Origin of the sequence: Acrocarpospora pleiomorpha, from assembly GCF_009687885.1 — a bacterium.
Taxonomy (GTDB): Bacteria; Actinomycetota; Actinomycetes; order Streptosporangiales; family Streptosporangiaceae; genus Acrocarpospora; species Acrocarpospora pleiomorpha.
In genome coordinates, this window is sequence record NZ_BLAF01000015.1 from 61771 (window position 1) to 74670 (window position 12900).

General features: G+C 68.1%; 9 protein-coding genes. 5 read left to right on the forward strand and 4 right to left on the reverse strand.

What is annotated here, in order from left to right; all coding sequences use genetic code 11:
• The first annotated feature begins 70 nt into the window (after positions 1 to 70).
• The 4 genes from Aple_RS15175 to Aple_RS15190 are packed head-to-tail and all read left to right on the forward strand — an operon-like array spanning position 71 to position 4777.
• The gene (locus Aple_RS15175) at positions 71 to 1138 is read left to right on the forward strand and encodes an extracellular solute-binding protein (protein ID WP_155345232.1); all 1068 of its coding nucleotides are present in this window, start codon (positions 71 to 73) and stop codon (positions 1136 to 1138) included.
• Positions 1135 to 2916 carry an ABC transporter permease subunit gene (locus Aple_RS15180; protein WP_170321482.1) on the forward strand — a complete coding sequence of 594 codons (1782 nt, stop codon included), beginning with the start codon at positions 1135 to 1137 and terminating at the stop codon, positions 2914 to 2916. The genes Aple_RS15175 and Aple_RS15180 overlap by 4 nt, the downstream gene beginning before the upstream one ends.
• Positions 2913 to 4004, forward strand: coding sequence for an ABC transporter ATP-binding protein (locus Aple_RS15185; RefSeq protein ID WP_155345234.1), 1092 nt, complete (start codon positions 2913 to 2915; stop codon positions 4002 to 4004). The genes Aple_RS15180 and Aple_RS15185 overlap by 4 nt, the downstream gene beginning before the upstream one ends.
• A gap of 11 nt (positions 4005 to 4015) precedes the next feature.
• On the forward strand, positions 4016 to 4777 hold the full coding sequence (locus Aple_RS15190; RefSeq protein ID WP_170321483.1) for an IclR family transcriptional regulator: 762 nt from the start codon (positions 4016 to 4018) through the stop codon (positions 4775 to 4777).
• A gap of 1 nt (position 4778) precedes the next feature.
• Here the strand turns inward: Aple_RS15190 and Aple_RS15195 are convergent, their stop codons facing one another.
• The 4 genes from Aple_RS15195 to Aple_RS15210 all read right to left on the reverse strand — a co-directional run bounded on the left by Aple_RS15195 (position 4779) and on the right by Aple_RS15210 (position 12003).
• Positions 4779 to 4958, reverse strand: a complete 180-nt coding sequence (locus tag Aple_RS15195) for a DUF6104 family protein (RefSeq protein ID WP_155345236.1) — start codon at positions 4956 to 4958, stop codon at positions 4779 to 4781.
• Positions 4959 to 5025: 67 nt separating this feature from the next.
• Complete coding sequence (locus Aple_RS15200) at positions 5026 to 8688, reverse strand: multifunctional oxoglutarate decarboxylase/oxoglutarate dehydrogenase thiamine pyrophosphate-binding subunit/dihydrolipoyllysine-residue succinyltransferase subunit (protein ID WP_425544265.1); 3663 nt, start codon at positions 8686 to 8688, stop codon at positions 5026 to 5028.
• Positions 8689 to 8806: 118 nt separating this feature from the next.
• The gene (locus Aple_RS15205) at positions 8807 to 9448 is read right to left on the reverse strand and encodes a B3/B4 domain-containing protein (protein ID WP_155345238.1); all 642 of its coding nucleotides are present in this window, start codon (positions 9446 to 9448) and stop codon (positions 8807 to 8809) included.
• Positions 9449 to 9495: 47 nt separating this feature from the next.
• A complete protein-coding gene (locus Aple_RS15210) occupies positions 9496 to 12003 on the reverse strand; it encodes a glycoside hydrolase family 9 protein (RefSeq protein ID WP_155345239.1) in 2508 nt (835 codons plus the stop codon).
• Positions 12004 to 12272: 269 nt separating this feature from the next.
• On the opposite strand from Aple_RS15210, the gene Aple_RS15215 reads away from it, so the two are divergent.
• The gene (locus tag Aple_RS15215; RefSeq protein WP_155345240.1) at positions 12273 to 12851 is read left to right on the forward strand and encodes a helix-turn-helix domain-containing protein; all 579 of its coding nucleotides are present in this window, start codon (positions 12273 to 12275) and stop codon (positions 12849 to 12851) included.
• Positions 12852 to 12900 lie beyond the last annotated feature (49 nt).

Consider the following 12900-nt stretch of genomic DNA (forward strand, 5'->3'; position numbering starts at 1 on the left):
TCATTCTGTGGAAGTCCACTCGAGGTGGTTCATTCACTCAACCAGCCGCCCTGCCCAAGAAGGAACCCTTATGCGAACAAATCTTGACGTGACCAGGGGTCGGCGTCGCGTCGGCGCCGTGCTGGCCGCGGTTGTCGTGGCCGTGGGCAGCCTCACGGCCTGCTCGGGCGGCGGAGACGAGAAGGGGTCGATCACGTACGCCGGCTTCGGCGGCACCTACCAGGAGGCCGTCAAGGCGGCGCTCTTCGACCCGTACTCGAAGGACACCGGCGTCAAGGTCCTCTACGACAGCAGCGGCTCGGACGTCGCCAAGCTGGTGCAGATGTCCAAGTCCAACGCGATGACCCTCGACCTGATCGACGCCGAGGACTCCTCGCTCGCCCAGTTCATGGCCGCCGGCGTGCTGCAGCCGATCGACGCCAAGGGCCTCAGCGGATTCGCCGACCCGAGCGCGGTCACCGAATACTCGGTGCCGTGGTACACGTTCTCGCGCAACCTGTTCTGGAACAAGGACAAGGTGCCCGGTGGCCTCGGCTCCTGGGCCGACCTGTTCGACACCAAGCGCATCCCCGGTAAGCGCGGCATGGTGGCGCTGCCCTGGGGCATCATCGAGGGCGCCCTGATCGCCGACGGTGTCACGGTCGACCAGCTCTACCCGCTCGACCTGAACCGCGCCTTCGCCAAACTCGACACCATCCGCGACGACACCGTCTTCTTCACGTCCAACGGTGACTTGCAGAACGCCATCTCCCAGGGCGAAATCGCGCTGGGCTACGGGAACCTCGCGCGGATCAAGAGCATCGCCAAGAGCGGCGCGGTGCCGCTGGACTACACCTGGAAGGGCGCCGTCCTCTCCGTTCAGCAGCTCGTCATCCCCAAGGGAGCGCCGGACGAGCCGGACGCCTTCAACGCGATCACGTACGCGTTGAAGCCCGAGGTCCAGAAGGCGATCATGGACAAGCTCGGTTACACGCCGTCGCTGAAGTCGGTGCTCGACGGCCTCGACGCGACGGCACGCGCCGACCTTCCCGGCACCGAGGAAACCGCCAGTGACGAGACCTTCCGCATCGACGTGGACTGGTGGGCCAAGAACGGCGCGGACGTGCTCAAGCGATGGCAGGACTGGCAGAACGCGTGACCACCACTCCGACATCCCCGGACGCGGACCCTTCGGGGCCGGCCTCCCGCACCGCGGGAGGCCGGCGCCGCCGCCGGCGCGGCTGGGACCTGGGCGGGGTTCCCGCAGTCTTGGTCGTGACCCTGGTCTTCGTGCTTCCCGTCGCGATCCTCTGCCTGCGCAGCGTCACGGAACCGACCTTCGGCCTGGAGAACTTCACCCGGCTCCTCGGGCACTCCGGTTATGTCGACAACATCGTGCGGACGATTCTGATCTCCGCAGCCTCCACATTCGTGGCGCTGATCTTCGGCTACCCGATCGCGTACCAGATGGTGCACGGCGGCACCTGGCTGTGCACCTTCCTGACGGTGGCGATCATGGCGCCGTACCTGACCTCGATCCTGCTGCGGTCGTTCTCCTGGCTGGTGATCCTCGGGCGCCAGGGCCCGGTCAACAAGCTGATCGAGCAGTTCGGGCTGGAGCCGATCGCGATGGTCTTCACGCCGATCGCGGTCGTCGTCAGCCTCTCCCACTACCTGCTCCCGCTGATGATCCTGCCGCTGGCCGCCACGATGCGCTCGGTCGACGACTCGCGGATGCGCGCCGCGACCAGTTTGGGCGCCGGGCCGGCCCAGGCGTTCGTCCGGGTCTATCTGCCGTTGACCAAGCCTGGCATCCAAGCGGGATCGGTCCTGTGCTTCGTCTACGGCATCGGCGCGTTCGTGATCCCCGCGCTTCTCGGCGGCTCCAAGGGCAGCATGCTCGGCTCGCTGATCCACAGTGCGATCAAGCAGAGCGGTGACTACGGCCTCGCTTCGGCCGCTGCTCTCGTGCTCGGCGCCCTGGTCCTGGTCATCGTCCTGGTCTTCCAGCGGCTGACCGGGATGTCGACGACCGAGCTCGCCGGGCGGTCCGGCCCCACGGCCACCCGCTCCGCCAAACGCGGCGGCGGACGCGCCCTCAGGCTCGCGGGACGCGCGGCCGGCGGGCTCGACCGCCTCGGCGTCACCCGTAGCCGCAGGCTGCCGAAGGTCCTGGCCGCCGCCCTCGGCGCCCTCGTGCTGGCGCCGCAGTTCATCGTCATCCCGATCTCGTTCGCCTCCACCCAGGCGCTGATCTTCCCGCCGGTCGGCTACTCGACCCAGTGGTACGCGGAATTCTTCACCGCGAGCTGGCTCGATCCGCTCGCGGTCAGCGTCCGGGTCGCGCTCTTCGTGACCCTCATCGCCGGAGTGCTCGGGACGCTTGCCGCGATGGGCGTCGTCCGGGGAACGGTCCGCGGGTGGGGAGCGTCGACCTCGACCCTGATGATGCTGCCGCTGCTGTTCCCCACGGTGGTCGCCGCTGCCGGCTTCTACGTGGAGTTCGAGCGGATCGGGCTCGTCGACACCGAGCTGGGGATCGTCCTGGCCCACGTGACGCTGGCGCTGCCGTTCGTGTTCAGCGTGGTCAGCGCGGGGCTCCGCTCGCTCAACCCGGTCTACGAGCGAGCCGCCTCCAGCCTGGGTGCGAGGCGCACGGTCCAGCTGCGCCGGATCGTGCTGCCGCTGATCGCCCCGTCCATCCTGACCGCCGGCCTCTTCGCGTTCCTGACCTCGTTCGACGAATCGACGGTCGCGATCTTCCTCTCCGGCGTTCACGTCAAGACACTCCCCAAGCGGATCTTCGAAGCGCTCTCCCTGGAGACCAACCCGACCGTGGCGGTGATCTCCGTCTTCGTCATGGTGTGCGCCGCTGGCATCTGGCTCGGCTATGCGCTGTTCCGCCGCCTCACCCAGACATCGAGGAGCAACTCATGACCTCCAGTCACGGCGCGATCCACTTCGACAACGTCCGCAAGGAGTACGCCGACCAGGTCGCCGTCGACGACCTCACCCTCACGATCGAGCCCGGTGAGTTCTTCACCGTGCTCGGCCCGTCAGGATCGGGGAAGACCACGACCCTGATGATGCTCGCCGGTTTCACGGACCCGACGTCGGGGACCATCCGCGTCGACGGCATCGACATCGCGCACGTGCCGAGCGACAAGCGCAACATCGGTGTCGTATTCCAGGACTACGCGCTCTTCCCCCACATGTCGGTCCGCGACAACCTCGCGTTCCCGCTGGAGATGCGCAAGGAGCCGCGCAAGGTTATCGTCGAGCGTGTAGAGCGGGCGCTCGAGCTCGTCGACATGGCCGCCGCGGCCGACCGGCTGCCCGACCAGCTCTCCGGCGGCCAGAAACAGCGGATCGCGGTGGCGCGGGCAGTCGTATTCGACCCGGCGTTCCTTCTCATGGACGAGCCACTGGGCGCCCTCGACCGAAAGTTGCGACAGCGTCTCCAGGTCGAGCTCCGGCAGCTCCAGCAGGCGCTGAAGGTGACCATGGTCTACGTCACCCACGACCAGGAGGAGGCGATGTCGATGTCTGATCGCATCGCCTTGATGAACCACGGCCGGATCGAGCAGATGGGGACACCACGGGAGCTCTACGAGCACCCCCGGTCTGCCTTTGTCGCGGACTTCCTCGGCACCAACAACATGTTCGCGGTCCGTCCCGAGGCCCCGGGGCGGCTGAGCGTCGAGAACGGCGGACTGCTGTCAGTCGACGACGGCGGCGGCGTGCCCGCCGACGCGTCGGTGGCCGCGGTGCGTCCGGAGCGGATCGCGCTGACGGACATCGCGGCTGCCCCACCTCCTGGGTTCAGCCACTGCACCGGGAAGATCACCCACCGTCTGTACCTCGGCTCGCACACGATGTACACCGTCCACTCCGAGACATTCGGCCCGGTGCGGGTGCAGATGCAGCATGATGACGGCGAGCACCCCTACCGCACCGCCGAGACAGTGGGCATGATCTGGCGGACACGCGATGTGAACGTCTTCGGCTCGACGGCCGAAGGATGAAGGAGGACCCGGTGACCGAGCTGGCAGACGAGCCCACCGAGCAGCGCGGCGTCAGGTCGGTGATCCGTGCGCTCAACCTACTCTCCGCGGTCGCTCGCGGGAGCCGGACACTCACCGAGCTCGCCGGCGAGGCCGGTGTCAGCCTGAGCACCGCATCGCGGCTCCTGGCAACCCTGAAGATGGCTGACTTCCTGGAACAGGACGGGGATGGTCAGTTCGTCCCCGGACCCGAGCTGACCGCGCTCCTCTATGCCAGCGACCAGTGGTCGGGAATCCGCAAGCTCGCAGGAGAAGCCGCCGCCGGCCTCCGAGACGAGCTCGACGAGACCGTGGCGTTCTTCGTCCGCTCCGGGAACGACCGTGTCTGCATCGAGTCGGCCGAGTCCGGCAGGCTCGTGCGGAGGGTCTGCCACCCCGGTGAGCGCGGGCCGGTGTACCTGGGCGCCGCGGGTAAGGCCCTTATCGCCTTCAGCAACGCCGAGCACGGCTACCTCGGTCTGCCGCCGGGCACCGACGAGTTCAAGACAGAATCCGGGGCCGTGCGTACCCTGGCCGATCTGCGGGCCGAATGCGCCGTCATCCGAGAACGCGGCATGGGCTACAGCGGTCGCGAGTCGACCGAGGAATCGTGGGCGGTCGCAGCGCCTGTCTTCCGGGGGGACCTCCTTCTCGGCGTTCTGGCCGTGGTCGTCCCGATGACCCGGTCGGACGAGCACTACGTCGCGACGATCCAGGCGGCTCTGCAGCGAGCGGCGGCGGCCAACAGCCGCTGAGTCAGTCGTCCTCGTCGTCGTCGAGGCGTGCCAGCCAGGTCGCCAGGCGCTCGATCGGAGTCTCGAACTCGGGGTTGAGATCGACGAACTCGCGCAGGCGCTCGGCCAGCCAGAGCATCGCCACCTCCTCCTCGCCCCGGCGCTCGACCAGCTCCTCGATGCCCCGGTCGGTGAAATACACGGTGGTGCCTCCTCATAAGGAGAAGTCCCCCGCGGCGGGCCGCGGGGGACTTCTCGTCTTCTACGTTTTACTCGAAGATCTCGTTCACGATCGCGGCGAGCTCGGCGTCGTGCGCGGCATGCGACCCGGCCGCCGGAGAGGAGTTCGGCGTCCGCGACACCCGCCCCAGGCGACGGCCCCCGAGCGCGTCCGGCCGCTCGGTCATCTTGAGCGCCAGGTACGGCCACGGCCCCATGTTGACCGGTTCGTCCTGAGCCCACACCAGCTCGACACTGTCCGCATACCTGGCCAGCTCCGCCTTGAGCGGGTTCTCCGGGAACGGGAAGAGCCGCTCGAGCCGGACGATCGCCACATTCTGGCGGCCCGACTTGTCGCGGGCGGCGGCCAGGTCGTAGTAGATCTTGCCCGAGCAGAGCACCACCTTCGTGACGTTCGCCGGATCCACCGTCTCATCGCCGATCACCGGCTGGAACGCGCCCGAGGTGAAGTCCGCCGTGGCCGAGGCCGCCGCCTTGGCCCGCAGCAGCGACTTGGGCGTGAACACGATCAGCGGCTTGCGCCGATCCGACAGCGCCTGCCAGCGCAGCAGGTGGAAGTAGTTCGCCGGGGTGGAGGGCTGGGCCACCGTCATGTTGTCCAGCGCGCACATCTGCAGGAACCGCTCGATCCTGGCGGAGGAGTGGTCCGGGCCCTGGCCCTCGTAGCCGTGCGGCAGCAGCAGCACCACCGAGGAGCGCTGGCCCCACTTCTGCTCGCCGGCCGAGATGAACTCGTCGATGATCGACTGGGCGCCGTTGACGAAGTCGCCGAACTGCGCCTCCCAGAGCACCAGCGCCTCGGGCCGCACCACGCTGTAGCCGTACTCGAAGCCGAGCGCCGCGAACTCGCTGAGCAGCGAGTCGTAGACGTAGAACTTCGTGGTGCCCTCGTTGAAGGTCTTCAGCGGGGTGTGGTCCTCGCCGCTCACCCGGTCCACCAGCACCGCGTGCCGCTGGCCGAAGGTGCCCCGGCGCGAGTCCTGGCCGACCAGGCGGACGGGGTGGCCGTCCAGCAGCAGCGAGCCGAAGGCGAGGGTCTCGCCGGTGGCCCAGTCGATCGCGTCCTCTTCGATCATCGAGCCGCGCTTGTGCAGCACCGGCGACAGGCGCGGGTGCACGGTGAAGCCCTCGGGCAGGTTGAGCTGGGTGTCGATGACCCGCTTGACGGTCTCCTGGGAGATCGCCGACTTGACGTCGTCGTGCGACCACGGGATGACCTCGTCGGCGGGCGGCTTCACCACCGCGCCCGGCTCCAGCGGCTTCCTGGACGCCTCGCGGGTCTCGGTGAAGGCCCGCTCCAGCTGCTCCTGGTAGTCGCGCAGCGCCTGCTCGGCCTCCTCCACCGTGATGTCGCCGCGGCCGATCAGGGCCTCGGTGTAGAGCTTGCGGGTGGAGCGCTTGGCGTCGATCAGGTCATACATGAGCGGCTGGGTGAAGCTCGGGTTGTCGGCCTCGTTGTGGCCGCGCCGCCGGTAGCAGATCATGTCGATCACGACGTCCTTGCGGAACGCCTGGCGGTATTCGAAGGCCAGCTTGCCGACCCGCACGACCGCCTCGGGGTCGTCGCCGTTCACGTGGAAGATCGGGGCCTGGATCATCTGGGCCACGTCCGTCGCGTACACCGAGGACCGGGACGAGGCGGGCGAGGTGGTGAAACCGACCTGGTTGTTGACCACGATGTGCACGGTGCCGCCGGTGCGGTAGCCGCGCAGCTGCGACAGGTGCAGCGTCTCGGCCACCACGCCCTGGCCGGCGAAGGCCGCGTCGCCGTGCACCAGCACGGGCAGCACGGTGAAGCCCTCCTCGCCGCGCTCCAGCAGGTCCTGCTTGGCCCGGACGACACCCTCGAGCACGGGGTCGACGGCCTCCAGGTGCGACGGGTTGGCCACCACCGAGGCGGTGATCTTGCAGCCGTTCGGCGAGACGAAGTCACCGGTCGCGCCGAGGTGGTATTTCACGTCGCCGGAGCCGTGCGCGGAGCGCGGGTCCAGGTTGCCCTCGAACTCGCCGAACACCTGCGCATACGACTTGCCGACGATGTTGGCCAGCACGTTCAGGCGGCCCCGGTGGGCCATGCCGATGACGACCTCGTCCAGCTCCTGGGCCGCGGCCGCGCAGATCACCGAATCCAGCAGCGGGATCAGCGACTCGCCGCCCTCCAGCGAGAACCGCTTCTGGCCGACATACTTGGTCTGCAGGAACGTCTCGAACGCCTCGGCGGTGTTGAGGCGGCTGAGCACGTGCAGCTGCTCTTCGCGGTCCAGCCGGGCGTGCGGCTTCTCCACCCGGGCCTGGATCCAGGCCCGCTCCTCGGGGCCCTGGATGTGCATGTACTCGATGCCGACCGTGCGGCAGTAGGAGTCGCGCAGCACGCCCAGCACCTCGCGCAGCGTCATCAGCGGGCGACCGCCGAAGCCGCCGGTGGGGAACTCGCGCTCCAGGTCCCACAGGGTCAGGCTGTGCTTGGTGATGTCCAGGTCGGGGTGCTTGCGCTGGCGGTATTCCAGCGGGTCGGTGTCGGCCATCAGGTGGCCGCGCACCCGGTAGGCGTGGATCAGCTCGATCACCCGCGCCGACTTGGCCACGTCGTCGTCGTGCGTGGCCGACACGTCCTGGGTCCACCGGACCGGCTCGTACGGAATGCGCAGCGACTCGAAGATGTCGTCGTAGAAGTCGTCGGCCCCCAGCAGCAGCTGGTGGATCCGGCGCAGGAAGTCGCCCGACTGCGCGCCCTGGATGATCCGGTGGTCATACGTCGAGGTGAGCGTCATGACCTTGCTGATCGCCAGCCGGGACAGGGTGTCGCCGGAGGCGCCCTGGTATTCGGCCGGGTATTCCATCGCGCCGACACCGATGATCGTGCCCTGGCCGGGCATCAGCCGCGGCACCGAGTGCACGGTGCCGATCGTGCCCGGGTTGGTCAGCGAGATCGTGGTGCCCTGGAAGTCGTCGACGCCCAGCTTGCCGGATCTGGCCTTGCGCACGATGTCCTCATACGCCATCCAGAAGTGCTGGAAGTCGAGGGTCTCGGCGACCTTGATGGACGGGACCAGCAGCTGCCGGGTGCCGTCGCTCTTCTGCACGTCGATGGCCAGGCCCAGGCCCACGTGCTCGGGCTTGACCAGGGTCGGCTTGCCGTCCACCTCGGTGTAGGCGTGGTTCATCTCCGGCATGCTCTTCAGCGCCTGGACGATCGCGTAACCGATCAGGTGGGTGAAGGAGATCTTGCCGCCGCGCCCGCGGGACAGGTGGTTGTTGATGACGATCCGGTTGTCGATCAGCAGCTTGGCCGGGACCGCGCGCACGCTGGTCGCGGTCGGCACCGCGAGGGACGCCTCCATGTTGAGGGCGGTCCTGGCGGCGGCGCCGCGCAGCTTCTCCTCCAGCGCGCCCGCCGGAACGGGGGTCACGGCCTTCGGCTGCGGCGGGGCAGGAGCCTTGGGGGCTGCCTTTGGCGGAGCGGGTTTCGTCGCTGGGGGGGTCGGGGTTGCGGGAGCGGCGGCAGGGGTGGCGCCGTTCGGGGGTGGGGCTGTCTTCCCCGTCCCGTTGTAATCAGCGAAGAAGTGCCACCAGGCCTTGTCCACCGACTCGGGATCCTGGAGATACTTCTGGTACAGCTCGTCGACAAGCCACTCGTTTTGCCCGAAGCTTGCCAGCGGGTTTGACCGCGACTCTGACGACACGGCGGAAATCGCCCTCTTCCGCAGATCGGCGTTGATGTTAAGAACCTGTCCAAGGCTACTCGCCCGCAACAGTGAGGCGTGCCCTCTCTCACCCTATGGCTTTCACCGTTGGAGCGTCACAACCGTCTCACTCCAGGAGACGGGTTTCGGTCCGGATCTCGGGGGTGATCTGGGCCAGCAGATTCACCAATTCCCCACCGGCCACGGTGAGCTCGTCAACCGACATCGGTTCCAGGCGCTCCAGTAGGAACACCGCGTTCTCGGTCTGCTCGGTGATGCGCGTCCTGACGCACTGCCGCCAGTTCCAGCGGCGGCAGGTGACGCCCACGTCGTCCCGCCAGACCACCTCGCCGATCTCCGGCTCGCCCAGGGCCTCGTCGGAGGGCTCGTCGCCGCTCGCGCGTACCAGCCGGGCCGGGCCCGCGTAGTGTCCGGCGTCCTCGCCGCCGATGGGCAGCGCGTGCCGTACCGACACGGCGTTGTACGCGTCGACCACGAGGTTGATCTCGGGGAGCGGCATGCGCCGGATCAGGGCGTCCACCGAGGGGCGGGTGCGCTGGGGTTTCGCGCCGAAGGCGCGGTAGGCGGCGCGCCAAGCCTCGATCTTCTCGTGATCGAGGGGTACGGCTTGCGCCGCCGCGTCGGCCAGCCATTCCCTGGAACGTTCGTCGGAGGGGCCGTTGCGCAGCCCGTACGCGCCGATGACCAGCACGGCGAAGTCGGGTCGTAGTTCGCGGACGCGATCGTCCACCCAGATGTCCTCGATCACACCGACCAGGGTAGGACCCGCGGCGCTTGCCGCGGGTCCCGCGCCTGCTACTTACACGCTGCGCCGTTCAGCTTGATCAGGTCCGGAACCGGGTTCGGGCCGGGGGCGTTCTTCGCGACGAAGCCGAACTTGACCGTCTTGCCCGGCTTGATCTGCTTGTTGAGGGAGATGTTCTTAGCCGTCACGGTCGCGCCGCTCTGGCTGTCGTCCGCGCCGACGGCGGCGAGGATCTTCTGGCCGCCGAGGAAGGACCACGTGAGCGACCAGCCGTTGATCGTGCTGGAACCGGTGTTCTTGATCGACACCTCGGCGGCGAAGCCCTGCGGCACCGAGCCGAGGATCTTGTAGTCGACGTCGCACTTGCCGGGCGAGGTGAGCGAGCCGTCGCCCTGGTCGGCGATGAACGCCGAGATCTGGGAGAGCGGCGAGTTCCAGTTGATGGTCAGCTCGTTGGTGGACCAGGACTCGATGTCGTCGATGTAGCAGAACTGCGGCTTGCAGCCCTGCAGCTTGGTCTGGGCGACCGGGTCCTGGATGGAGGAGTTCGGGCCGCCGGACAGGGTGCCGCGGGGCGGGTTGGGCAGGTCGGGGTTGAGCTGGTGGGAGTACCAGCGGCTGTGCTGGTTCTTGGAGGCGACCTCGCCGTAGCCGGTCACGTACGACTGGTTGAGGGCGTTGCGGCCGAGGATGTAGTCGATGCCCTCCAGGACGCCGTCCAGGTACTTCTTCTGGCCGCTGATGTCGTACGCGGCGGCCATGACCGCCATGTTGTTGAGCACCAGGTTGTTGGAACCCCAGTCGAAGACGTTGTCGGCGGGGGCGTAGGGCAGGCCGTACGGGTGGGCCTTCAGGGTGGCCAGGTACTTGTCGGCGCCGGCCAGGACCGAGGCGCGGACGGCCGCGCGGCCGGGGAGCGCGTTCGGGACGGTGGCCAGGTCGAGGCGGCCGAGCTGGGCGGTGGCGGCCCAGTCGAAGCCGCGCTCGCGCCAGACGTCGGCGGAGTGCAGCGGGGAGGCCAGGAGGTAGTCCTTGTATTCCTTCTCGCCGGTGCTGATGTAGAGCTCGGCGGCGGCCCAGTAGAACTCGTCGGTGACGGTGTCGTCGTTGTAGGCGCCGCCGCCGTTGCCGTCGGCGGGGGAGGCCAGGATCGCGGGGTTGGCCTTGGCGGCCGTCCATGCCTTCTTCGCCGCGGTCAGGTTCTTCGCGGCGAAACTCGCGTCGTACGGGGCGAAGAGGCGGGCGGCCTGGGCGGCGGTGGCGGCCAGGTTGAGGGTGGCGGCGGTGGAGACCGGGTGCAGTTCGCGCAGCTGCGGGTCCAGGTGCGGCAGGAGCGGCAGGCCGGTCCAGTTCTGGTCGTGGATCTTGTGGTGGACCATGCCGTCGGGGCGCTGCATCTTCAGCAGGAACTCCTGCTCCCAGCGGGCCTCGTCGAGCACGTCGGGGACGTTGTTGGCGCTCTCCGGGATGGTCAGGCCGCCGATGGTCTCGGCGGTGGCGGCGTTCTTGGTGCGTTCGAAGGTGCTCATCACCTGCCAGACGCTGATGCCGCCGTTGACGACGTATTTGCCGTGGTCGCCGGCGTCGTACCAGCCGCCGGAGACGTTCAGGGAGTAGTCGCAGACGCCCGGCTGGCAAGGGACGTTGGTGTCGCCCTGGTTGGGGGCCGTGCCGACGTGTCCGGCGGGGCGGCCGTAGCCGGGGCGGAGGGCGTCGTCGATGGCGATGCCGCTGCGCTGGGTGTAGTAGAACTTCAGCGCGTCCAGTTTGAGCTGATCGTAGGCGGCGGCCGAGATGTCGAACGGGCGGCTGGTCTCGCCGTCGGCGGTCAGGGTGTAGCCGGTGCCGGCTTTGGTGTATGAGCCGAAGTTGATCGAGTGGACGTTCTGGCCGGAGGAGGCGTCCACGCCGCGTGGGGTGGTCTGGCCGTGGGCGACCACGGTGCCGCCGGAGTTCTTGAGCTGCCAGGGGAGCGCGGTGGTCGTGGTGGTGACGACGGTGGCGTTCTTGGGGCCCTTGGGGAGGTAGGCGACCTGGTTGACGCGGACGCGGGGGCCGGTGTCGGGGACGTACACCTCGGGCTCGGCGCCGCCGGTGAGGGAGACGTTGTCCAGGCAGAAGCGCCACGGGGTGGCGCTGCCGCCGAGTTGGAAGGCGACCTGGCCGGTGGGGAGGTCGACGGGGGAGGTGAACGTGTAGTTGTAGGTGTTGCCCGAGACGCTCAGTTCTGGGTTGGCGGTCAGGTACGAGGTGAACGGGTCTACCGGGAGTTGGATGAGGGCGCGGGCGACCCTGGCGGGGGTGGCGGTGGCGAAGAAGGTGTAGGCGTAGGTCTCGCCGGCGACCAGGGGGATGTTGTCGAGGCCGATGATCGCGTCCCAGGGGTTGGTGGTGCCGCCGGGGACGTCGGTGCAGAGCTGTCCGTTGGTGATGCCGACCGTGAGGTTGCCGGTGTTCCACCAGGGGGCGGTGGTGGTGTCGAAGGTGCCGTTGGAGATCTGTTCTGGGCCTTCGGCGTGGGCGGCGGTGGGGGTCAATCCGGCGACGAGGAGAGCCATCGCGGTGAGTATGGCGAGGCGTTTCTTCTGGATTCGACGGGTTGGGTTCTTCGCTTCGGCTGGTTTCAAGGTGCACCTCGGTTGCGGGGTGTCGTTCCAAGAGGGACGTGGGAGCGCTCCCATTACTGTGAGTCCATTGATGTTTCCAACACGTTTCCCCTGAGTCAACGAGTCCCGGGCCGCGACCCACCGTGACCGGGCGATATCCCGTTGGGCGGCGTGAAAGTTTCACGATTGCAAAGAAGTATTTGCAAAGGTATCTTTGCAATATGGACATGGACGAGGTCTACCACGTCAGCGATCCGCGCACCCTGAAAGCCGTCGCTCACCCTCTCCGGGTCCGCCTGCTCGGCGCCCTCCGCACCGACGGCCCCGCCACCGCCACCGAACTGGCCGCCCGGTTGGGCGAGAGCTCCGGCTCCACCAGCTACCACCTGCGCCAACTCGCCCGCTTCGGCTTCACGGAAGAGGACCCCACCCCTCGAGACCGCCGCGAACGCCGCTGGCGCGCCCGCCACCGCTACACCTCCTGGAGCAACGCCGAACTCTCCGCGACGCCGGAGGGCCGCGAGGCGGCTGAGTTCATGCGCCACCGCCAGCTGGAGGTCATGACCTCTTCCATCGACACGTTTCACCGCGAACACGAAACGTGGAGCCACGCCTGGATCGAGGCGGCCGGCATGTCCGACATCGTGGCGCGCCTCACACCCGCCTCCGTCATGACTCTGTACGAACGCGTGACGGCGTTGATCGCCGAACTGGAGGAACACGACGAGGCAGCGATCGACGCGGAACAGGTCCATGTGTACATAGGCGCTTACCCCCGCCACCTGGAATCGTCCCGGTGATTCGCGTCCGAAGAGGTGATTCAAATGTCCCCCCGTTCGATTCGAAGGC